Origin of the sequence: Microbacterium sp. LMI1-1-1.1 (assembly GCF_040815675.1) — a bacterium.
Lineage (GTDB): Bacteria > Actinomycetota > Actinomycetes > Actinomycetales > Microbacteriaceae > Microbacterium.
Genome location: NZ_JBFPNN010000001.1, coordinates 485,085 through 507,425, shown reverse-complemented (window position 1 = coordinate 507,425; position 22,341 = coordinate 485,085). Strand labels below are relative to the sequence as shown.

13 protein-coding genes and 1 pseudogene are annotated in these 22,341 nt (G+C 72.1%); 4 read left to right on the top strand and 10 right to left on the bottom strand.

Annotation, left to right across the window (positions count from 1 at the left end; genetic code table 11):
- Positions 1 to 104 precede the first annotated feature (104 nt).
- Complete coding sequence (locus tag MRBLMI1_RS02300) at positions 105 to 2,702, top strand: ATP-dependent DNA ligase (protein WP_367726525.1); 2,598 nt, start codon at positions 105 to 107, stop codon at positions 2,700 to 2,702.
- A gap of 328 nt (positions 2,703 to 3,030) precedes the next feature.
- Here the strand turns inward: MRBLMI1_RS02300 and MRBLMI1_RS02295 are convergent, their stop codons facing one another.
- The 7 genes from MRBLMI1_RS02295 to murI all read right to left on the bottom strand — a co-directional run bounded on the left by MRBLMI1_RS02295 (position 3,031) and on the right by murI (position 14,456).
- Positions 3,031 to 3,948 carry a cation diffusion facilitator family transporter gene (locus tag MRBLMI1_RS02295; protein ID WP_367726524.1) on the bottom strand — a complete coding sequence of 306 codons (918 nt, stop codon included), beginning with the start codon at positions 3,946 to 3,948 and terminating at the stop codon, positions 3,031 to 3,033.
- 313 nt (positions 3,949 to 4,261) lie between these two features.
- Positions 4,262 to 4,894, bottom strand: coding sequence for a hypothetical protein (locus tag MRBLMI1_RS02290; protein WP_367726523.1), 633 nt, complete (start codon positions 4,892 to 4,894; stop codon positions 4,262 to 4,264).
- Positions 4,891 to 11,274, bottom strand: a complete 6,384-nt coding sequence (locus tag MRBLMI1_RS02285) for a DUF6531 domain-containing protein (RefSeq protein WP_367726522.1) — start codon at positions 11,272 to 11,274, stop codon at positions 4,891 to 4,893. The genes MRBLMI1_RS02290 and MRBLMI1_RS02285 overlap by 4 nt, the downstream gene beginning before the upstream one ends.
- Positions 11,271 to 11,897: a hypothetical protein gene (locus MRBLMI1_RS02280; RefSeq protein ID WP_367726521.1), complete on the bottom strand. Its 627-nt coding sequence runs from the start codon at positions 11,895 to 11,897 to the stop codon at positions 11,271 to 11,273. Before MRBLMI1_RS02280 ends, MRBLMI1_RS02285 begins: the two co-directional genes overlap by 4 nt.
- A 384-nt stretch (positions 11,898 to 12,281) precedes the next feature.
- Positions 12,282 to 12,878 (bottom strand): RdgB/HAM1 family non-canonical purine NTP pyrophosphatase, encoded by a 597-nt coding sequence (rdgB, locus tag MRBLMI1_RS02275; RefSeq protein ID WP_367726520.1) that lies wholly within the window; start codon positions 12,876 to 12,878, stop codon positions 12,282 to 12,284.
- 1 nt (position 12,879) lies between these two features.
- Entirely contained in the window at positions 12,880 to 13,608 is a 729-nt protein-coding gene (rph, locus tag MRBLMI1_RS02270; protein WP_367726519.1) for a ribonuclease PH, read from the bottom strand.
- Between the two features lie 29 nt (positions 13,609 to 13,637).
- On the bottom strand, positions 13,638 to 14,456 hold the full coding sequence (murI, locus tag MRBLMI1_RS02265) for a glutamate racemase (protein ID WP_367726518.1): 819 nt from the start codon (positions 14,454 to 14,456) through the stop codon (positions 13,638 to 13,640).
- Positions 14,457 to 14,577: 121 nt separating this feature from the next.
- Between murI and MRBLMI1_RS02260 the strand changes: the two genes are divergently transcribed.
- Positions 14,578 to 15,900, top strand: coding sequence for a nicotinate phosphoribosyltransferase (locus MRBLMI1_RS02260; protein ID WP_367726517.1), 1,323 nt, complete (start codon positions 14,578 to 14,580; stop codon positions 15,898 to 15,900).
- A gap of 34 nt (positions 15,901 to 15,934) precedes the next feature.
- On the opposite strand, the gene MRBLMI1_RS02255 is transcribed toward MRBLMI1_RS02260, so the two are convergent.
- Genes MRBLMI1_RS02255 through MRBLMI1_RS02245 form a run of 3 tightly spaced genes read right to left on the bottom strand, consistent with a single transcriptional unit; the run spans position 15,935 to position 20,280 of the window.
- Entirely contained in the window at positions 15,935 to 16,201 is a 267-nt protein-coding gene (locus MRBLMI1_RS02255) for a DUF3039 domain-containing protein (protein WP_367726516.1), read from the bottom strand.
- 39 nt (positions 16,202 to 16,240) lie between these two features.
- Positions 16,241 to 17,803 (bottom strand): hypothetical protein, encoded by a 1,563-nt coding sequence (locus MRBLMI1_RS02250; protein ID WP_367726515.1) that lies wholly within the window; start codon positions 17,801 to 17,803, stop codon positions 16,241 to 16,243.
- Positions 17,779 to 20,280, bottom strand: coding sequence for an ABC transporter ATP-binding protein (locus tag MRBLMI1_RS02245; protein ID WP_367726514.1), 2,502 nt, complete (start codon positions 20,278 to 20,280; stop codon positions 17,779 to 17,781). Before MRBLMI1_RS02245 ends, MRBLMI1_RS02250 begins: the two co-directional genes overlap by 25 nt.
- A gap of 194 nt (positions 20,281 to 20,474) precedes the next feature.
- Here MRBLMI1_RS02245 and MRBLMI1_RS02240 point away from each other — a divergent pair, with 194 nt between their 5' ends.
- On the top strand, positions 20,475 to 21,167 hold the full coding sequence (locus MRBLMI1_RS02240) for an NTP transferase domain-containing protein (RefSeq protein ID WP_367726513.1): 693 nt from the start codon (positions 20,475 to 20,477) through the stop codon (positions 21,165 to 21,167).
- An 83-nt stretch (positions 21,168 to 21,250) separates the two neighbouring features.
- A pseudogene (locus MRBLMI1_RS02235) lies at positions 21,251 to 22,195 on the top strand (hypothetical protein); the annotation flags it as partial.
- Positions 22,196 to 22,341 lie beyond the last annotated feature (146 nt).

Sequence of the window (22,341 nt, the reverse complement as noted above, 5' to 3'; positions counted from 1 at the left end):
CGGCGCACCAGGCGGCACCCGCGGCCCCGACACTCAGAGTTCGGCGAGGGGCATGGCCGCAACCCCCTCGGCATCCCTCCGCCCCGTCGCTCTACGCTGGGGCGATGGCGGAGCAGACGGTGCGGATCGACGGTCGTCGTCTGCGGCTGTCCAACCTCGACAAGGTGCTTTACCCCGAGACCGGCACGACCAAGGGCGAGGTGATCGACTACTACTCACGGGTCGCGCCTGTCCTGCTCCCGCACGTGCGCGGCCGCCCGCTGACCCGCAAGCGCTGGCCGGACGGCGTCGGGACCGACGACGCCCCCGTCGAGGCGTTCTTCGCGAAGGCGCTCGAGCCGGGCGCGCCGGCGTGGGTCCGCCGCTTCCCCATCGACCACTCCTCGGGGGCGAAGGACTACCCCCTCGTGGGCGACCTGCCCACGCTGGTCTATCTCGCCCAGGTCGCGAGCCTCGAGCTGCACGTGCCGCAGTGGCGCTTCTCCCCCGACGGCGAGCGGCAGAACCCCGACCGCATCGTGCTCGACCTCGATCCCGGCCCCGGCGTGGGGCTGATCGAGTGCGCCGAGGTCGCCCGCTGGGCGCGCGCGATCCTGCAGGACATCGGACTGGACCCGATGCCCGTCACCAGCGGGAGCAAAGGCATCCACCTCTACGCCCACCTCGACGGCCGGCAGTCCAGCGACGCCGTCAGCGCTGTGGCGAAGGAGCTGGCCCGCGCGATCGAGGCCGACCACGGCGATCTCGTCGTCAGTCAGATGTCCAAGTCGCTCCGGCCGGGCAAGGTCTTCATCGACTGGAGCCAGAACAACGGGTCGAAGACGACCATCGCGCCGTACTCCCTGCGAGGGCGGTCCCACCCCACGGTGGCCGCCCCGCGCACCTGGGCGGAGCTCGACGACCCCGCACTCCGGCACCTGCTGTTCGACGAGGTCGTGGACCGCATCGACGCCCTCGGCGACCCGCTCGCCGCGATCGAGACGGACGGGCCCCTCCGGGCGTACATCTCCAAGCGCACCGCGGGGCGCACCCCCGAGCCCGTTCCCGACGTCCCGCACGGCGAGGTTTCTGCCGAGGGGCTGCCGCGCTTCGTCATCCAGGAGCATCATGCGACGCGGCTGCACTGGGACCTGCGCCTCGAACGCGACGGCGTCCTCGTGAGCTGGGCCGTCCCCAAGGGCGTCCCGCCGACCACCGGCAAGAACAGCCTCGCGATCATGACCGAGGACCACCCGATGCAGTACCTCGACTTCGCCGGCGAGATCCCCCGCGGCGAGTACGGCGCCGGCATCATGACCGTCTGGGACACCGGCCGCTACGAGCTCGAGAAGTGGCGCGACGACGAGGTCATCTTCACGCTCGAGGGAGCGCCGGACGGGCCGCTCGGCCGTGTCCGTCTCGCCCTCATCCGGACCGAGGGCAGCGGCGAGAAGTCGCAATGGCTCCTGCACCGCATGAAGACCGACGCGCACGGCGACCCGCAGCCCGCCGGCGCCGAGGTCGTCCCGCTCGACCATTCCGGGCGAGGGAGGGATGCCGCCCGGCACGAGGCCGCCGCCGACGCACGGGCGACCGCCGACCTCTCCGACCCTGCCGCGCCGACGGCCCCTGGCGCGGGGGATGCCGCGCCGGCGTCCCCCGCCGCAGGCGCGGGGGATGCTGCGGCGCAGAACGACGCTGTGAAGGAGCCGTCGCGGAGCCCGGAGGGGGCGGCATCCCGGGTTCCGATGCCCGCCATGGCGGAGCTGCGCCCGATGCTCGCGACGCGCTCGACCGCCGGGGTCGCCCGGGCCGCGGCGGAGCGATGGGGCCGGGCGTGGGTCGAGATGAAGTGGGACGGGATCCGCGGCATCGGCGTGTGGGACGGACAGCAGCTGCACCTGCGCTCGAGAAACGGGAACGATCTGACGGCGACGTACCCCGAGCTCACGGGCGTCGACCTCGGCCTCGGCCCGGACCCGCTCGTGCTGGACGGTGAGATCGTCGCCCTCGACGACCGCGGCCGACCGAGCTTCCCGCTGCTGCAGAAGCGGATGAACCTCGCCCAGCCACGCGAGATCTCCCGCGAGGCGCAGCGCACGCCGGTTCGGCTGTACCTCTTCGACGTGCTGGCCGTCGGCGACCGCGACCTCGCGGCCGTGCCGCTGTCCGACCGGCGCGCAATCCTGGAGGACCTGGATGCCACTCCGCCGGTCGTCATCCCGCCGGTGTTCGACGATGTCGACGGCGCCGTCGGCGCTAGCGCGCGGTTCGGACTCGAGGGCGTCGTCGTGAAGGACCCGCGTTCGGGGTATCGACGCGGCGAGCGGTCGGAGTCTTGGCTGAAGGTCAAGCATTCCCGCACGCAGGAGGTCGTGATCGGCGGCATCCGCCCGGGCAAGGGCGGTCGCAGCGGCACCATCGGGTCGCTGCTCGTCGGCGTGCCGACCGCAGACGGACTGCAGTACGCCGGGCGGGTCGGCTCCGGCTTCGGCGAGAAGACCCTGTCGACACTGACGGCGCTGCTCGACCCGCTGCGCGCCGACGCCGATCCGTTCGTCGGGGTGCCGTCCGCCGACGCCCGCGACGCGCTGTGGGTGCGGCCCGAGCTGGTGGGCGAGGTGGAGTTCGCGGAGTTCACGCCGGGCGGCATCCTCCGTCAGGCGCGGTGGCGGGGCCTGCGTCCGGACAAGAGCCCCGCCGAGGTCGTCCGCGAGGACTGAGGGACGGGATACCACCGGGCTGACCGTCGTGTGGGTGCGGTCTGCACGAGCGCCGGGCGGGTGGGCCGCGCGGCAGTGCCGTGGCGTTCTGCAGGACGGAGGCGGCATCCACTCCCCCATGCACCACAGCAGGCACCACCCGTCCCACCGGTCCTGCAGACGTGAGCCGCCGGCGTGGGCGCGGACCGCGCGGAAGCGAGTGCCGTGGCGTTCTGCAGGACGGAGGCGGCATCCACTCCCCCATGCACCACAGCAGGCACCACCCGCCCCACCGGTCCTGCAAAGCGCGGCCCAGACTGCGCGCGGGTGCCGCCAACCCGGAGGTGGGTCAGGCGTGATGGGTGTCGTGCTCGACGTGTCCGGCCGGTTCGAGCTGGAAGGTGGAGTGGGCGACGTCGAAGTGGTCGGCGAGACATTCCTGGAGCGAGCCGAGGATGCGCGCGGCGCGGCCGTCGGTGAGCGCGGCGTCCTCGACGATGACGTGCGCGCTGAACACGGGGGCTCCGCGCGTGAGCTGCCACACGTGGACGTCGTGCACGTCGACGACGCCGTCCGCCTCGCGCAGGTGCTCGCGGATCTCGGCCACCTGGACTCCCACCGGCGCCGACTCGGTCAGCACGACGGTCACCTCTCGCAGCAGACCGATCGCCCGCGGGACGATGAGGACGGCGATGAAGAGGGAGGCGATGGCATCCGCCTGCGTCCATCCGGCCGTGACGATGACGACGGCCGCCGCGATGACGGCGACCGAGCCGACGAGGTCGCCGAGCACCTCGAGGTAGGCGCCGCGGACGTTGATGCTGCGCTTCTGCGCGCGGCCGAGCAGCCACATCGACACGGCGTTCGCGACGAGACCGATGGCGGCGACGACGAGCATCGGACCGCCCTGCACCTCGGCGTCCGCGGGGGCGATCAGGCGCTGCACGGCCTCGACGCCCACCCACACGCACAGCACGATGAGGATGATCGCGTTCGCGAGGGCCCCCAGCACCTCCGCGCGCTGGTACCCGAAGGTGCGGCGGTCATCGGCCGGGCGTGCCGCGATGGCGGTGGCGACGAGGGCGACGACGAGTCCGGCCGCATCGGTGAACATGTGGGCGGCGTCGGCCAGGAGCGCCAGCGACCCGGTGAGGAACGCCCCGACGATCTGGACGATCATCACGCTCGCGGTGATGCTCAGCGCGATGGTGAGCAACCTGCGGTTGCTGAGGTCCCGGATGCCACCCCCCGGAGCGTGATCGTGCATGGTTCCAGGCTAGGCCGGGCCCGACTCCGCCGCGGGGTTCGGGCGCTGTCGGGAATGAGAGCCGTTCTCTTTCTCCGGGCCGCGGATGCCGGGTGGGGGGGGTGGGGGGCTCGCTTCACTCCCAGCGCCACGTTGACAACATGTGATGCGCAATCGCGGCGCGATCGGTCTCGACTTCACAGTCGATAGTGGCAGTGAAGCGATTGACCGCATGTAGTCCGCGAGCGTCTCTGCGTCTCTGCGAAATCAATCGGATCCAGCATCCTGCTCCAACCCCGATCGGATCTTCATCGGCGGCCGGCCGATTCGCTCTTCACTCTCCACGCGTCGTGATACCGGGCGCGCGCCGCTCCAGATCTTGCTCAAACGCTCTGAGATCGGCTCTCGAGAACGCGCGAATAGCCTTCCACCCCGTGTGTGCTGGGGACAGTACTGCTGTTCGACCGTCATTGAAGTAAACGCAAATCTGAGGTGCCCACACAAAGCGACTCCAGATGTACCAAGCCTCTACCGCTCTGACCTGACTAAATGCATAGGCGAAGTTCACGTCCGAGCTTCGTAATTCCAGTCCCTCGGTTGAGAGGATCAGCAGCCCCTCGCCGAGGCGATCAGTGTCCTTCCAATCTCGCCAGCTGTCTATCCCGTATGCACTCCCTCCCTCGGCAAATGTGTATACAGTGACATCCGCGCCGGCGTCGCCCGCCACAGCCGCGAGCTGGCCCAAAGAACGTCTAGTCGAGGCGAATATGAGCAGCACAGTCGTCGGATAGACGACCGCAACCGCTAGCCAAAACACCACCTCGCCTGCACTCCTGCCGAGGAGCAGACCGTGGATCACCCCGCCAACGGCAAGCGCCCCACCAATCACGACGGGCAGGATCACTAGGAAGGCCTGCGCCGCAGGCTCCGGTTTCGCTATAGAGGCTGCTTTAACAACGGTTCTCATGAGGGGAAGGACCTCCGCGCCGTCGGCACGAGACTCAATGCAACCAAATGGGAGTCGAATATGAATGCACCGAGCTGCGGGCCAATGCCAGGGGCAGCGTAAGCGATCATTGACGAAACGTACCAAGTGATGGCTGAGGCGCCGCACTGCCCGTCGAACCCGTAGGCAATGCAGTCGGCGGCGACAGAAAGCGCACCGGCAACTATTGACACATGGCCGAGCACCGGGCCTGCCGTGAGGAGGACGAGCTTCGCCAGCGGGTGGGGAGCCACGGCACCCGACAACGTGGAGGCAAGCGCTAACGCTTCAACTCCAAATGATGTCCATTTGAGTACTTGAGATGCGTCGACAAGCGCTTGCCTCCATCGTGGTGGTTGGTCGCCCACGTTCGTGTGGCGTGCCGTCGGCTGCGAGACCGTTCGCGGACTCGTGGCCGCCGGCTTGGGCGGAGACCAGCGCCCCACCTTCGTGCTGGGGGTCGTCCCGCTGGCGGACCGGCGCGACGTGGGCCAGGTCGCCGCGGGCGACTGCGCGCGCGGCGACGACATCGGCGGGTGCCACGCGGGCGCGGGTGTCGTCCGAGCCCCGGGGAACCGGCTGCCCACATGCGACGGCACGGAGAGCTGCGGCGAGCGCTTCTTCGTCCTGCCGCCGTCCAGACGACGTACCGGGGCGAAGCCCAGCTGGTCACGCAGGGTGACGGGATTCCCCGTTACGAAGGCGTAGCCGTTCATCGTCAACGGGTCGGCGAGAACGCCGCCCCACGAGTCCTGCGACAGCCACGATCCCGACGCGGTGTCGTAGCCACGGGAGTAGAACAGGTCGAGGCCGGCGGACGGGTCCGACCGTTCGCCGGAATGTCCGACCGCAGCGTTCCATCCCGAGGTGGAGAAGCTCGGCGATCCCCATTCGTCCGCGGCGGACACCTGGGTGATCTGCGCGGAACGGTCGTTCGACGCGTCGCGCGCCTGCTGGGCCGCGTGGTTGAGTGACGTACCCAGGCGGGCATCGCCGACCTGCGCCACGGCGGAGCCGAGCCTGTCGAGCAGGTCCCACACCGCCGGTCCTGAGGTGCGTCCCTCGAGGAGCAGTTCGCCGGCCGCGTCCCGCACGAGCGTGGTCGTCCCGGCGACGCTGCTCTCATCCTGGACCGGCTGCCAGCCGTCCCAGACGGTGGCGGTCGTGGTCTCGCCGCGGTCGCTCCGCGTCGTCGTACCGACCCGCCTCGAGAGGGCGTCGTAGGTGAACCGAGAGGCCTCGCCACCCGAGTCATACCCGAGCAGCTGTCCGAGCTCGTTCCATGAGTAGGTCGCGGAACCCCCGGATCCGCCGCTCTGCGCGACGCGATGTCCGTCATCGTCGTACGCGTAGCTCACTCCGCCCGCGGGGCCGCCCTGGGTGTCGACCACTCGGTTGAGTTCGTCGAACGACTGCGTCTGCGAGAAAGAGGCATCCGTCGCCTTCACGCTCCCGGCGGCGATCGAGGCCGGCGGACGAGGAACGCTGCGCCCGTCACCGTCGAACGTCAGCACGGGGTCCAGGACGCCCGTCGACGTCGACGCCGCACGGTGGGTCCACGTCGTCCGGTTCCCCACCTCGTCGTACCCCCACGTGTCCTCCGCGCCGGCATCCGTCGTGGAGGCGACGAGCCGGTCGAGCGAGTCGTACGTGTACGTCGACCGCGAGCGGTCGAGAACGGTTGTCCCGTCCCCGCTCGACGCGTCCTCCCGCGGCGCGGCGGCCGGTGCCACTCCCCCGGGCAGGCCGCTGGTCGGTACGGAGGCGGTGCGCTCCGTCGATGTCACGTTCCCCACGGCGTCGTACCCGTAGGCGAAGGACAAGGACGCACCCTGGGGCAGCGCACCGGTATCGGACGGGAACGACTTTCGAGCGAGGTACGCACCCGGCTTGCTGCACCCTGCCGTGTCCACGTCCGCGGCGCGGGCCACGTCGACGCGCGAGCCGCCGCCCACCGCGGGGCACATCCCACCGGTGCGCGTCGGAGTCGCGGCCGTCGTCGGTCGGGCCGCCCCGGCGTCCGGTGTGGAGGTCGCGATGGACGTCACCTGGTCCGCCGCGTCGTACCCATAAGTCGTCTGCACACCGTTCGACCGCCGGACCGAGGAGAGGTTGCCGCCATCGTCGTACCCGTAGTCCGCGGCGCCCCACGGGCTGTCCATGCGGCTCACCCGCCCCGCGTCATCGTGACGGTAGGAGATCTGCGCTCCGTCGGGCACCGTCAGGGCGTTGAGAAGACCGCTGGCGTCGTACGAAGAGGCGAGCTCACGTCCTCGCATGTCGATCTGGGATGCCACGAGCCCGTCGGACGTGTAGGTCCATCCCGTCGCCCCGGCGGCGTTGGACGCGGCGATCATCCGCCCTTCGCCGTCGTACTCGAACCGGAGCGTGTCGGAGGCGGAGCTCTGCTGAATAAGGTTGCCGACCTCGTCGTACGCGGAGATGATGCCCGCGCCCGAGGGCAGGACGGTCCGCGTGAGGAGGCCGCGGCGGTCGTACTCGTACCGCGTCCGGTGGCCGGCGGCATCCATCATCCATTCCGGAAGACCCGCGCCGTCGTAGCCGTAGGTCGTCGCGTTGCCGCGCCCATCCGTCACCGAGGCCAGCAGTCCGCTCTCGTCGTAGGCGTAGCTCGTCGTCGTGCCCGCGGCATCGCGGACCGTCGCGAGCTCGCCGTGGGACTCGTACGTGTACGACGTCACGTTCCCCCGGGCGTCCGTCACCGTCGTCAGCTGACCCGCCTGGTCGTACGCGAAGCGGGTGGTGCTTCCCAGCGCGTCGGTCACGGTGAGGGGGTTGCCGGCGGCATCCCACGTCGCCGAGGTCGTGTGACCGTTCGGGTTCGTCGACGACAGCAGGTTTCCCACCGCGTCGTAGACGGACGTGGTGCGGTGGCCGGCAGCATCCACGGTGGCCACCTTCTGATCCGCGTCGTCGTACTCGAACGACGTGGCGCGGCCGACCGGGTCGGTCACCCGGGTCACGTTGCCCGCAGCGTCGTACGCGTACGAGGTCGTCGCGCCCGTTGGCGTGGTCACCGTGGTCACCTGACCGGCGGCGTCCCGTTCGTACAGCGTCGGATTGCCGAGGCGGTCGACTGTTCCGACCAGGAGCCCGTCGGCGTCGTAGCTGTAGCTCGTGCGTCGGCCGGCGGCATCCACCTCCCCCGTCAACCTGTCCAGATCGTCGTACTCGTAGCGCGTCGTGTGCCCCAGGGCGTCGCTCGTCGAGGTGACACGGCCCACCTCGTCGTACTGGGTGTGCTGCTCGATCCCGGTGGGACCGATCACCGCCGTGACCCGACCCAGCCGGTCGACCGTCTGCGTGGTCACCTCGCCGTGCGGGTCGGTCTGCGACGCGAGCGCACCGGAGCCGTCGTAGGTCTGCTTCCACGTCGCACCCGCCGCGTCGGTCGCCTCGGTCACTCGCGAGAGCGCGTCGAGGACGAAGCTCGTCTGACGCCCGGCCGCGTCCGTGGTCGCGGTGAGTCCGTCCTCGCGGTCGTAGGAGTAGGAGGTGGTGCCACCGAGCGGATCCGTCGCGCTGACGACCCGAAAGAGCGCGTCCCACGTGAAGGTCGTGACGTTGCCCGCCGGGTCGGTGGACGACGTCAGGTTGCCGTTGAGGTCGTAGGAGTACCGGGTCGTCCGGCCGAGGGGATCGACGACAGCGGTCACCCGGTCGCGCGCGTCCCACTCGTACCGGGCGACGCGTCCGAGCGGATCCGTGGATGCCACGAGCCTGTTGCCCTCGTCGTAGGCCAGACGCGTGGTGCGTCCGAGCGGATCTGTGCTCGCCACGCGGTTGCCGCGAGCGTCGACCTCGTAGTCGTACGCCGCTCCGGAGGGGAGCGTCATGCGGGTGACGTTGCCGTCGTCGTCGACGTCGTACGTGACCGTCGACCCGTCGGGCAGCACGGTCGCCGTCAGCGCGTCGTGCTCGTCGTACGCGTACGCGGTCACCCGTCCCCGGGCGTCCGTCTCGGACGCCACGTTGCCGGTCCTCGTGTAGGTGTAGCGGGTCGTCGCACCCAGGGCGTCGGTGACCTGCGTCACCCGGCCGGCCTCGTCATAGTCGTAGGTCGTGGTGCGACCGCCGGCGTCGGTGAAGGCGGTGATGTTGTCGTCGTCGTCGTACGTCCATCGCTGCACGTCCCCCGTCGGGCCCGTGATCGACGTGATGCGGGCGCGGTCGTCGAACGCGTAGGAGTGCTCGCGCCCCTCCTGGTCCGTGTACACCGTCTCGCCCATGCGGTAGTCGAATCTCCGCAGGTTCTGCTCGGCGTCCCACTGCTGGAGCACGCGACCACGGTCGTCGTAGACGTTGCGGAGGTAGATCGTGCCGAGGGCGTCCGTCATCGACGTCACGCGGTGCTCATCGTCGTAGGCGAACGTCTTGGCACCACCATCGGGCGAGACCAGACGGACGAGATCCCCCGCCGCGTCATAGCCGAGCGACCAGGCGCGGCCGTCGGGAAGGGTGAAGGCGGTGATGCGCCCGCGGTCGTCGGAGTCCACTCGCACGGTCTGCCCGGAGGCATCCGTGATCCCCGTCAGAGGGACGAACTGCTGCGCGTCCGACGGCGTTCCGTAGGTGAGGGTCGTGGTGTGTCCGCCCGCGTCGACGGTGCGGACAAGCTCGCCGATCCCGTCCTGGTCGGCGGCGTCGTACTCCCACGTCTCGCCGTCCCGGGACGTCATCCTGAGCACGCCGTCGCCCACCTCGGTCAGGTGCAGACCCTCGCCCCGCGGATCCGCGTACCCTCCGGCGCCGTCGGGCTCGAAGAGGATCGATGCCCCGTCGCCGCGCACGACGAGGACGGACTTGTCGTCGAACCGTTGCGCACGCCCGCCGAGCCCGAAACTCCACCCGGCACCCGTCCGTGACAGCCGGCCGTCCTGGGAGTTGTAGACGAGGGAGACGTCCGTCCGGGAGCCGCCCGCGCCGGGCAGGGAGAAGAGGTGCTCGGACTCGACGAGGTTGCCCGTCGAGAAGGACACCGGGTCGGCGCCGTAGTGCTGCCAGTTCCGATACCCCAGCGCATACCACCGACCTAGCTGGTCCGCCGAGGGCCGGGCCGGCCAGCCGCCGGTGACCGGGTTCGTGCAGGAGAACCCCTGAGATTCGAGGTACTTGCCGACCCCCGTGAACGCCCCGTTCACGATGGAGTCCCACCCGCCGTCGATCACAGGACGGTCGAAGTTGTGGTCCATGAAGAGCGTCTCCATGTGCACGACGGCGCCCGGCAGGCTCGAATACTCCTCGCGCGGGAAGTCGGCGGTGGGCTTGCGCACCTGCGCCGGGCGACCGGTGTAGCCGGGCATCTCCGCCCGGAGGGAGTCCCGCAGGGCGTCACTGGTGCCGCCGCGCGAGAACAGGAGCGATCCACCGTCCTTCGCCGTCCCCCACGCCCGACCCTTGTTCGTGTTGAAGGCGAGGGTGAGCGTGACGTCGGGGTCGTACGACGCGGCGACCGCCCGACGTGTCTCGGCGGACACGAAGCGCTGATCGGCCCCGCGGGTGACCGTCACGTCGGCGAGGCACCGCTCCCGGAACATCCCCGCGAGCCCGTCGGCGAGTCGGACGTTCAACGGCAGCTCCGTGATGCGGGGGCCCGGCGAGTCGGCCCAGCCGGCGTCGTCGTCCGGGTCGAGCACGATGCGGGGCACCGGCGTCGTGGTCACCGGCGTGCCGATGACGACGAACTCGGACAGGTGCTCCGACTCCGCCTTGACCGTCCCGGACGCGGAGTCGAAGTACGACGGAAGCGCCTGCCAGGGCTCTCCCGCCCGCTCACGGCTGTAGACGCGGAGGCTGGAGAGATCCACACCGGCGGCCGACAGCTCGTCGGCATCCACCCCCAGCGCGAGACGGATGCCCGGCTCGACGTCCTTCGCGACCTCGATCCCGGATGCGTCGCGCTCGAGGGAATAGCTCGCCGGGAATTGCGTGACGCTCTCTCCGGAGTCGTCGCGCGCGCGGATCTCCACCGGCGGCGCGGCCACGACGCCCTGCGTCTCGGACGCCGCGGACACCGCCGCGCCCTCGCCGGAGACGGACACCTGGGCCGACAGTGGTCCCGCCAGGTCGTGGCCGGAGAACTCGGCGCGCACGCCGGCATCCGTGGCATCCAGGATCGCCCCGCTGCCGGGTTCGATCGTGCCCTCGGCAGCCGGTGAGTCACCGGTCGACTCCTCGACGGTCGCCGCGGGGGCGGCCGCCTCGCGAACGCGCTCGAGGATCTGCTGACGCATGACATCGCCCGTGACGGTGTGCGCGGACTCCGCGTGCGCCGCCCCACCGGAGACGATGAGCGCGAGGATCGAGAGCCCCGCCGTCAGGCGCCGGATGCCCGCGGTCACCGCTCCACTCCGCCGGCCTCGAGCCGAGCCCGGTCTTGCTTCCGGCGACGGAGAGCCACGAGTGCACCCCCGCCGGCGGTCACGAGGACGGCTGCCCCGAGGACCCACGGCGTCCAGGTCAGTGACGCGCCGGTGACGGCGAGGGCTGCCCTCTGATGATCGGCGTACGCACGGAGGCCGTCCGCGTCGGACACTCCGTCACCGTCGAGGTCCTCCGCGCCGGTCGCGCAGGTGGCCGTCCCGCAGATGACCCACTCGACCCAGTCGGGGATGCCCTCCCCGTCCTCGTCCTCTTCGCCGTCGCTGCAGGTGTCGCTCCCGCAGACGAGGCGTTCGACGTAGTCCGGGATGCCGTCGCCGTCGACGTCCGCCCAGGGATCCGCGCACGTGGTCGACCCGCACGAGACCACCTCGACCACGTCGGGAATGCCGTCGCCGTCGGCGTCCTCCGCGCCGGTCGCGCACGTGTCCGAGCCGCAGACGACCTGCTCGACGGTGTCGGAGATCGTGTCGCCGTCGACGTCGCCCGGCGGGCCTCCCACCGCCTGAGCGGGCGGTGCGGCGGCGGCCGTGATGAGCAGTGCGGCGAGGAGGGCGATGGGAGCGAGGGCGGGCGAGCGCATGCCCCGACGCTCTCGCGACACCTATGACCGCAGAGGGCTCAGACCGCGGAAAGACGCGGGGGCGGCATGCGGTTTTCACCCGCTGAACCACCAGGGGGCTCACCCGAATGGTGAGGAGTAAGCCGGCGCCGACCCGACGCGAGGATGCAGGGCGGGCGGGGCCGCGGGCGGCTCAGGCGCCACAGGAGACGGCACGCGCCCCAGCCGCCCTGCAGACTGTGCGACCGCGAGCGCCGGACGGCGGGCGGCCCGCCGACCCGACGCGAGAATGCAGGGCGTGCGGGGCCACGAGCGGCTCAGGCGCCACAGCAGGACGCACGCGCCCCAGCGGCCCGACAAAACCGACGACGCGCCGGACCGGCCGACCGGCCCGCGCCCGCCGCGTCAGAGCTGCGCGAGCAGCGGAACCAGCGCGCGGAAGGCCCGCGCGCGATGCGAGGCGGCGTTCTTCTCGGCGGCGGACCATTCGCCGACGGTCCGCTCCGCGTCCTGCGGCTGGCCGTCGGGGAGGAAGATCGGGTCGTAGCCGAAGCCGCCCGGACCGGCGGGCGCCGTGGCGAGGCGCCCGGGCCAGCGGCCCTCGACGGTGTCCTCGCTCCCGTCCGGCCGCACGAGCGCGATCACGGAGACGAACTGCGCGGTGCGGTGCGGATCGGCCACGTCGGACAGCTGGTCCAGGAGCAGCTCGAGATTGGCCGTGGCATCCTTCCGATGTCCCGCCCAGTAGGCCGAGAAGACGCCGGGCGATCCGCCGAGCACGTCGACGGCCACGCCGGAGTCGTCCGCGAGCGCCGGCAGTCCCGTGTGCGCCGCGGCCGCGCGCGCCTTGATCAGCGCGTTCGCGGCGAAGGTCACGCCGTCCTCGACCGGCTCGGGACCGTCGTAGCCGACGACCTCCAGGTCGGGCCGCACCTCGGCGACGATCGCCTGGAACTCCTCGACCTTGTGCGGGTTGTGCGTGGCCAGAACGATGCGGGCCATGTCAGCCCTCGAGCGCCGCGGTCTGCAGGTCGCGCAGCTGCGCGCAGCCGTTGACGCCCAGCTCCAGGAGCTGGTCGAGCTCGCGCTTGTCGAACGGCGCGCCCTCCGCGGTGCCCTGCACCTCGACGAACAGCCCGCGTCCCGTGACGACGACGTTCATGTCGGTCTCGGCGCGGACGTCCTCGACGTAGGCGAGGTCCAGCAGCGGCGTGCCGTCGACGATGCCGACCGAGACGGCGGACACCGAGTCCACGAGCACCTCGGACCGCTGGGCGATGAACTTCTTCTCGCGGCCCCAGGCGATGGCATCCGCCAGGGCCACGTAGGCGCCGGTGATCGCCGCGGTTCGCGTGCCGCCGTCGGCCTGCAGGACGTCGCAGTCGATGACGATCGTGTTCTCGCCGAGGGCCTTGGTGTCGACGACGGCACGGAGGGCGCGGCCGATCAGGCGCGAGATCTCGTGCGTCCGGCCGCCGACCTTGCCCTTGATGCTCTCGCGGTCGTTGCGGCTGTTCGTCGCGCGCGGCAGCATCGCGTACTCGGCGGTGACCCAGCCCTTGCCCTTGCCGGTGAGCCAGCGCGGCACGCCGTTCGTGAACGACGCGGTGCACAGCACCTTGGTGCCGCCGAACGTGATGAGCGCCGAGCCCTCGGCGTGTGCGGACCAGCCGCGCTCGATCGTGACGGGACGCAGGTCGTCGACGGCGCGGCCGTCCTTGCGGGTGTCCATGCTTCTCCTCGGATGAATGGATGCCGCGGTCAGCGCGGCAGGTCGATGGCGCCGGTCTGCACCAGCTGGACTTCGCGGACCTCACGGCCCATCAGGCGGTGCGCGAGGCGCAGGAACTCGTCGGCGGAGGCGCCGGTGGCCTCGTAGCGGTGGGAGGCGATGGCATCCGGTCCCGCCAGGAGGTCGCGGGAGACCAGCTGACGGTAGACGTCCTTCGCGGTCTCGCTGTCGCTCGAGACGAGGCTGACGTCGGGGCCCATCACGTAGCTGATGGCGCCCTCGAGGAACGGGTAGTGGGTGCAGCCGAGCACGAGGGTGTCGACGCCGGCGTGCCGGAGCGGCGCGAGGTACTCCTCCGCGACGGCGAGCACCTCGGGCGAGTCGGTGACGCCCGCCTCGACGAACTCGACGAACCGCGGGCAGGCCTCGGCGAACACGGTCAGGCGCTCGTTCACCTCGAGCATGTCCTGGTAGGCGCGGGATCCGATCGTCCCCACGGTGCCGATGACGCCGATGCGGCCGTTGCGGGTGGTCGACATCGCGGTGCGCACGGCCGGGCCGATGACCTCGACGACGGGCACGTCGTACCGCTCGCGGGCGTCGCGGAGCATGGCGGCCGAGGCGGTGTTGCAGGCGATGACGAGGATCTTCACGCCCTGCTCGACGAGGGTGTCCAGCACCTCGAGCGCGTACTTGCGGACGTCCGCGATCGGCTTCGGTCCGTAGGGCGAGCGGGCGGTGTCGCCGATGTAGAGGATCGACTCGCGCGGGAGCTGCTGCGAGACGGCGCGGGCGACGGTGAGACCGCCGACCCCCGAGTCGAAGATCCCGATCGGCGCGTCGTCCATAGGGAGCCAGCCTACCCGGCGGGGCGTGGCCCGACCGGCACCCGACTCCGGCGCCCGGTGCGGATGTCAACCACCCAACGCCCGTCTCGGTCCGCGCGAGCGCCCGGAATAGGCTGGCGCCATGACCCGGAGCACGGCCCTGCACACCGATCGCTACGAGCTCACGATGCTCGACGCCGCCCTGCGCGACGGCACCGCCGACCGCCGCTGCGTGTTCGAGGTGTTCGGCCGCCGCCTGTCCGGCGGGCGCCGGTTCGGCGTCGTCGCGGGCACCGGCCGCCTCCTCGACGCGATCCGCGACTTCCGCTTCGGCGACGAGGAGCTCCGGTTCCTGCGCGACAACCGGATCGTGGATGCCGCCACCCTGACGTTCCTCGCGGACTACCGCTTCACGGGGTCCATCACCGGCTATCGCGAGGGCGAGGCCTACTTCCCGGGCTCACCGCTGCTGACGATCGAGGGCACCTTCGCCGAGGCCGTCGTGCTGGAGACGCTCGCCCTGAGCATCCTCAACTACGACTCGGCCGTCGCCACGGCCGCGGCGCGCATGAGCGTCGCCGCCGGAGACCGCCCGCTGGCCGAGATGGGATCGCGGCGTGCCGGCGAGGAGTCCGCCGTCGCCGCCGCGCGCGCCGCCTACATCGCCGGCTTCTCGGCCACGAGCAACCTGGAGGCGGGTCACCGCTGGGGCGTCCCCACGATGGGCACCGCCGCGCACGCCTGGACGCTCCTCCACGACAGCGAGGAGGACGCCTTCCGCTCGCAGATCGAGGCGCTCGGCACGGACACCACCCTCCTGGTGGACACGTACGACATCGAGGAGGGCGTCCGCACGGCCGTCCGCGTCGCCGGCACGGGTCTCGGCGGCGTCCGTATCGACTCGGGCGACCTGCCCACGGTCGCCGCGGAGGTCCGCGCTTTGCTGGACGACCTCGGGGCGACGGGGACGCGCATCACGGTCACGAGCGACCTCGACGAGTACGCGATCGCCGCACTGGCTGCCTCCCCCGTCGACAGCTACGGCGCGGGCACGTCGGTCGTCACCGGCTCGGGCACGCCGACCGCCGGACTGGTGTTCAAGATCGTCGCCCGCGCGGACGCGGACGGCTCCTGGGTGCCCGTCGCCAAGGCATCCAGCCAGAAGATCTCCCGCGGCGGACGCAAGGCGGCCTTCCGCACCCTCGACGGCGGGACGGCGACGAGCGAGCTCATCGTCGTCAGCGACGGCTTCGAGGAGCTGTCCACCCCGTCCGCGCACCCGGACGCGCGGGCGCTGCAGGTCCCGCTGATGGTGGCGGGGGAACCGGATGCCGCGGCCCTGGGTCCCGACGGCGTCGAGGCGGCACGGGCGCATCACGCCCGCGTCCGCGAGGAGCTCCCGGTCCGGGCGCTCGCGCTGAGCCGGTCGGAGCCGGCCATCCCCACGGAGTATCAGGAGGTGTGAGCGGCGGGGCGTCGCCGCCCCACCGCCCGCCGGGTCACTTATTCAGCGACTCGTAGATCTCTTTGCACTGGGGGCACACCGGGAACTTCTCCGGGTCGCGGCCCGGGGTCCACTTCTTGCCGCACAGGGCGCGGACCGGCTTGCCGGTGAGAGCGGACTCGAGGATCTTGTCCTTCTTGACGTAATGCGAGAAGCGCTCGTGGTCGCCGGGCTCGATGTTCTCTTCGCGGATGAGCTCTTCGAGCTCGCGATCCAGGGTCGCGAGACCCCCGCTGTCCGGACTGTCGAGAGGCGTGCTCATGGTCAGCCAGTGTAGCCGCGCCCGGCGCGGAGCGGACGGTCAGGCCGCCTCTGCGAACTCCATCAGCGCGGTCCCGCGGCGCTCGAACAGCGCCGCGCCGATGACGACTCCGAGCACGAGGACGACCACGCCCGCGCCGATGCCCGACCAGAGGGCGGCCGCGCTGTCGTCCGCTCCCGTCGTCAGGGCCTGCCAGGCGAACCACATCGCGGGCGCCGCCGCGAGGACGGCTCCCACCATGACGCCGCCCGGCGCCACGACCCCGCCGGAGCCGGTGCGCTGCGGCTGCTGGAACGGGCTGTCGCCCGGCCGAGAGACGGCGTAGGGAGCGAGGACGGAGGACACGCTGGACAGTCCCAGCCCCGCCAGGAAGAGGGCCGCGCAGACCCCGACGAGCGCGGGCAGCAGCGACCAGCGTCCGTGCGCGGCGATCGCGATCGGCAGCGCGACCGCCAGGATCGGCACGCCGATGAGCAGGACGGGCACGAGACGGCCGACGCGGTCCGAGACGCCGCGCATGCCGCTGGCGACGTGCATCCACACCGCCGTCGAGTCGTAGGCGAGGTCGTTGTGCGGGAGCCAGCCGAAGAAGAGCGCCATGATCGGCACGGGGACGAGGGCGGCGACCTCCAGCGGAACGCCGGCCAGGAGCAGCGGCACCGTCGTCAGGACCGCGGCGACGGGGACGACCACGATGTTGACGAGATAGCGGCGGTCGCGGAGCCAGTAGGAGAGGCTGCGCGCGGCGACGGCCCCGCCCGGCGTGCCCGGCAGCAGGGCGAACCAGCCGAGACCGCCCTGCTCGCGCACGGCGACGGGGCGCGGAGTCGTGGTGAGGAGGACCCGCACGATGAGGAACCACAGCGCGGTGAGCGCACCCACCGTGGCGAGGGCGACCGCGGCGCTCCCCCAGGCGGCTCCGGCGCTCGGCGCGAGGGCGATGCCCCACGCGGCGCCGACGGGCGTCCAGGCGAGGATCTCGGCGGTCGAGACCAGCTGCGACGGCACGACGCCGTCCCACTCGAGGGACCCGAGGAACACCGCGGTGGGCACGACGACCACGAGGACGCCGACGAGATAGACGCCGGCGAGCTCGCGCGACTGGCGGGGGCGCAGCAACAGGGCTCCGACCGCCATGCAGACGCGAGCGAGCAGCACGCACGTCGCCACCCCGAGCACGACGGACGCGACGACAGCGACGGGCGACGCGCCGTGTGCGAGCCATGCGCCGCCCAGCGCGAGCGAGAGCGCGAGGACGACCAGAGCGGGGACGCTCAGGAAGCCCGCCAGCAGGAGCGCCCCGGCGAGGGGCCGGGGCTCCGGGCCGATGACGGCGAAGCGTCGCGGGTCGAGCGGGTCGACCGCCCCCGTGACGATGGGCGCGACGGCGAACCCGAGGGTCACGGCGGAGCCGGCGAGCACGGAGACGACGGCGGTGGTGAGGCCGCCCGCGTCGGCCAGCCCGACGGCGCTGCGGACGGCGACGACCGTCGCGACCACGAGGAGGACGACGCCGACGGCGGTGCGCACGACATGCCGGCGGTCGCCCCGGAGGGCGCCGACCAGCATCGCGAGCCTCAGTCGGAGAACGTGTGCAACCATTCCAGGCCCTCCACGTCGCCGAGGCCGCCGGCCAGCTCGAGGAACCGCTGCTCCAGCGTCGCCTCGCCGCGCACCTCGTCGACCGTGCCCTCGGCGAGCACCTGGCCCGAGACGATCACGGCCACGCGCGTGCAGACGCGCTCGACGAGCTCCATGCCGTGACTCGACAGGATGACGGTGCCGCCGTGGCGGACGTAGGACCCGAGGATGTCGAGGATGGTCGCGCTCGAGACCGGGTCGACGGCCTCGAACGGCTCGTCGAGGACGAGCAGGCGCGGCGAATGGATCATCGCGCCGGCGAGCATCACCTTCTTCGTCATCCCGGCCGAGTAGTCGGACACAGGGCGGGCGAGCGCGTCGACGAGATCGAAGGCACGGGCCAGGTCCGCGGTGCGGCTCTCGACGACGGACGCCGGCAGTCCGCGCAGCACGCCGTAGTAGTGCAGGAGCTGCCGACCGGTGAGGCGATCGAACGTGCGCAGCCGGTCGGGGAGCACGCCGAGCGCGTTCTTCGCCGCGCCGCGCTTCTTGGACGCGTCGACCCCGTTGACGGTGATCGTGCCGCGGTCGGCGCGCAGCAGCCCGGCGATGATCGACAGCGTGGTCGTCTTGCCCGCGCCGTTGGGCCCGACGAGGCCGTAGAAGGAGCCCGCCGGGACCGTGAGGTCGATGGCGTCGACGGCCCGCAGGTCGCCGAACGACTTCGAGACGCCGCGCAGGGTCAGCGCCGGCGTGTCCGTCTCGGCGAGCGGCTCCGCGAGGACGGCCGTGACGCCGGCCGGCTCGACATCCGCGCGCGCGGATGTCCCCTCGTCTTCGGGCCCGACGTCCGGAGGGGTGGGATCCTCCGTCGTCTCGAGGGTGTCGATGGATGCCACCGGGCTCGGCGTCCCGACCTCGCCGGGCTCGAGGGTCGCCGTCTCCACGCGATCGGCGGCCTCGGCCTCGTCGGCGGACGGCACCGGCTCGTCCTCGGGCGCGGTCTCGGCCACGACCGGAGGCTCCTCCACCGGGACGTCCGCGCGCGTCGGGTCGGCGGGCGACGCGCCCTCGCGGTCGGCGTCCTCGGCGACGGCCGGCTCCTTCACCGCCGCGTCCGCGGGCGCGGGCGTCGGGTCGGCGGGCGCCGCGTCCTCGAGGTCGGCGTCCTCGGCGACGGCCGGCTCCTTCACCGCCGCGTCCGCGTCCGCGGGCGTGGGGTCGGCGGGCGCCGCGTCCTCGAGCGCCGTGTCCGCGGGCGCGGCGGCGGCGCCCTCGCTCGCTTCGCCCACGGTCGGCGCGACGGTGTCCTCGTGCGCCGACTCGGTCACGGGCCCGTCTTCGGTCGGCTCGACGATCGTGTCCTCGGCCGGCGCGACGGCAGCGTCTTCGGCCGGCGCAACGGCGGTGTCCTCGACCGGCGCAGCCGTGGGCGCGACGGCGGTGTCCTCGACCGGCGCAGCCGTGGGCTCGACGGCTGTGTCCTCGAGGGGCGCGGCAGCCGTGTCCTCGACCGGTGCAGCGCCCGTGTCTTCGGCGGGCTCCTCCACGGCCGGCGCGACGGCCGCTGCGTCGATCGGCTCGGCCGGCTCATCCGGACGAGCGCCGTCGGCGGACTCCGACCCCGCGAGGTCGACCGCCGGCAGGGGCGGACGAGGCGGGATGACGAGATCGACGGGCAGCGCGGGCGGAGGCCCGGGGGTCACGACGGTGGCTTCCTGCCGGTCGGTCACGAGCTCGGCGGCGCGCGCGGAGCCGGACGACGTCGTGCCCGCGGACCGGGCTGTGGTGGCGCGCGGCGCGCGGGGCTTCTTCGGCGGGGCCGCCGGTGCGGTCCCCTCCGTCTTCGCGGAGGCCGAGGCGGGACGGGCCCGCGGCGCGGCCGGCTTCTTCGCGGCGGTCGTGCGGGCGCTCGTGGTCTTCTTCGTCGCGGTGGCGCGCGGCGCGGCGGGACGACGCGGGGCGGCGGGAGCGGTGGTCTCGGTGCCGCCCTCGGCCGGCGTGGTCGGCGCGGAGCCGGCCTCCGCCGCCTCGGCCGCTGCCGTCGCGTCCGTCTCCGCGTCCGCTGCGCTCGTCGAGCCGGCACCGGCGGCCGCCTTCTTCGCCGCCGTGCTCTTCGCGGGCGTGCGCGGGGCCGCGGTCCGCTTCGCGGTCCCCGCGGACGCGGAGCCCGCGGAGCGCCGAGCGGGGGTCTTCTTCGGCGCGGCGCCGGGCTCGGACACGGCTCGAGCACCGGCCTCGGCCGAGGGCGCAGCGGCATCCGACGAGTCGACGGAACCGTCCGTCCCGACGGGCGCGGACGGGGTGGCATCCGTCGTCGACGCCGTCTTCGCGGGCCGGACCGGACGCGGGGACGCGGGGGTCCGCGGAGTCGTCTTGCGCGGGGCGCGGGGCTTCGGGGCCGGCGGCGCGGCGGGGGCGTCGACGCGGGCGCTCGCGACAGCGTCCTCCGTGCGGGGGGAGGAATCTTCCGAGGGCTGCGGCAGCGACGCTGTCATCGCTCCAAACTACCAACCGCCTCCGACGAACACGCCCGGGGGACCCTGGGTATCGCTATCCCGACGGATCACGAAAGCACAACGAGTGGCGCATATCCTGCACCTTTTCAGAGCATTTCGCTAGCATCGATCCGGCACAAAGGCGTGACGTTCCGGTGAACCGGAAGTGACCACTCATCCCCCCAGGAGCAGCCTTGACCGTTCAGATCGTCATCCTCGCAGCCGGGATGGGCTCGCGTCTCGGACGCAGCCTGCCCAAGCCCCTCACCGAGCTCAGCGACGGCCGCAGCATCATGCAGCAGCAGCACGACAACATCCGTGCCGCCTTCGGCTCGGACGCGCGCATCACCACGGTGGTCGGCTACCGCGCCGAGACCATCGTGGACGCCTTCCCGCACGTCGATTACGTCTACAACGACCGCTACGACCAGACCAACACCTCCAAGTCGCTCCTGCGCGCCCTCGCCAAGACGGGTCGCGCGGGTGTGCTGTGGATGAACGGCGACGTCGTGTTCGACCCGCGCGTGCTCGGTCGCGCCGCCGAGCTGGTCGAGGCCGATCGCTCCTTCGTGACGGTGAACACCGCCAAGGTCAGCGACGAAGAGGTCAAGTACACGGTCGACGCGGAGGGCTTCATCGACGAGCTGTCGAAGGTCGTCGTCGGCGGGATCGGCGAGGCCGTCGGCATCAACTACGTCTCCTCCGTCGACAAGAAGGCCCTGCAGCGCCAGCTCCAGCGCGTCGGCGACCAGGACTACTTCGAGCGCGGCATCGAGCTCGCCATCGCCGAGAACGGCATGCGCGTCGAGCCGCTCGACATCTCCGACCTCTACGCGGTCGAGGTGGACTTCGCCGAGGACCTCGAGCGGGCCAACCTCTACGTCTGACCTCCGCGTCGCACCCCCGCGACGCGGGCGGCCCGGTCTGTCAAGGACGGAACACGGACAGGCGGACGGGGCAGGATAGCCGCATGGCTGAGAAGGTGCACCGCATCCATTCCCTGCCCGACGACTCCCCGTGGAAGGGCGGGATGCCGCCGACCGGGTCGGACGAGCATCCCCGGACCATCCGGGCGCTCGATCGGGTGATGGCGATCCAGCGGCCGGCGGTGCTCGCTCATCTCCGCAGCGTGCGCCTGCGGCATCCCGACGCCTCTCCCGAAGAGATCCTGCGCATCCTGGAGCGCCGCTACCTCGCCGCCGTCACCACCGGCGGCGCCGCGGTCGGCGCGACGGCGGTGGTCCCCGGGATCGGGACGGGCGTCACGCTCGCCCTCAGCGGCGTGGAGACGCTCGGGTTCCTCGAGGCGACGGCGCTGTACGCGCAGTCCGTCGCCGAGGTGCACGGCGTCGCCGTGGAGGACCCGGAGCGCGCCCGGGCACTCGTCCTCACGCTCATGCTCGGCAAGGAAGGCGTCGACCTCGTCTCGCAGCTCGCCGCGCAGGCGGCCGGGCGGGGTCCGGGGCGTCAGTCCTACTGGGGCGAGATGATCACGAAGACGCTCCCCCGCGCCGCGGTCGGACCGCTCGTGGACCGTCTCAAGACGAGCTTCACGCGCCAGTTCGTCGCGCGCGGCGGCGCGTCCTGGCTCGGCAAGGCGCTCCCCTTCGGCGTCGGCGCGGTCGTCGGCGGCACGGGCAACCACATCCTCGGCCGTCGCGTTTTGACCACCTCGCGCAAGGCGTTCGGCGCTCCCCCGTCGACGCTGCCGGCCGACATCGAGCCGCGGCCCGGCTCGGAGCGCCTCGAGCACGCCGCCGTCCACGGCGTGGCCCGCGTGGGCGGTGCCATCGCCGGCGCGATCGGCGGGGTCGGTCGCCGCACCGGATCGGCCGCGAAGGCGATCCTGCCGCGGCGCCGGCGCGACGAGGACGGGGACCCGGATGCCACCGGCGACGACGACCCGGCCACCGCCGAGACGACCACGGGCACCGCCCGTGCCGCCGACGCGAACTGGGACGCGCCCGATCCCGAGACACTCCATCGCGACGTCCCCGGCGCACCGGTCCCCGGTGCGGCGGCGACGGGCGGGCAGGCATCGGACGCGCCCGGCTCGGACGA

Coding starts and splice junctions, on each gene's coding strand:
- MRBLMI1_RS02300 (WP_367726525.1), top strand. CDS start 105: ATGGCGGAGCAGACGGTGCGGATCGACGGTCGTCGTCTGCGGCTGTCC.
- MRBLMI1_RS02295 (WP_367726524.1), bottom strand. CDS start 3,948: ATGCACGATCACGCTCCGGGGGGTGGCATCCGGGACCTCAGCAACCGC.
- MRBLMI1_RS02290 (WP_367726523.1), bottom strand. CDS start 4,894: ATGAGAACCGTTGTTAAAGCAGCCTCTATAGCGAAACCGGAGCCTGCG.
- MRBLMI1_RS02280 (WP_367726521.1), bottom strand. CDS start 11,897: ATGCGCTCGCCCGCCCTCGCTCCCATCGCCCTCCTCGCCGCACTGCTC.
- rdgB (WP_367726520.1), bottom strand. CDS start 12,878: ATGGCCCGCATCGTTCTGGCCACGCACAACCCGCACAAGGTCGAGGAG.
- rph (WP_367726519.1), bottom strand. CDS start 13,608: ATGGACACCCGCAAGGACGGCCGCGCCGTCGACGACCTGCGTCCCGTC.
- murI (WP_367726518.1), bottom strand. CDS start 14,456: ATGGACGACGCGCCGATCGGGATCTTCGACTCGGGGGTCGGCGGTCTC.
- MRBLMI1_RS02260 (WP_367726517.1), top strand. CDS start 14,578: ATGACCCGGAGCACGGCCCTGCACACCGATCGCTACGAGCTCACGATG.
- MRBLMI1_RS02255 (WP_367726516.1), bottom strand. CDS start 16,201: ATGAGCACGCCTCTCGACAGTCCGGACAGCGGGGGTCTCGCGACCCTG.
- MRBLMI1_RS02250 (WP_367726515.1), bottom strand. CDS start 17,803: ATGGTTGCACACGTTCTCCGACTGAGGCTCGCGATGCTGGTCGGCGCC.
- MRBLMI1_RS02245 (WP_367726514.1), bottom strand. CDS start 20,280: ATGACAGCGTCGCTGCCGCAGCCCTCGGAAGATTCCTCCCCCCGCACG.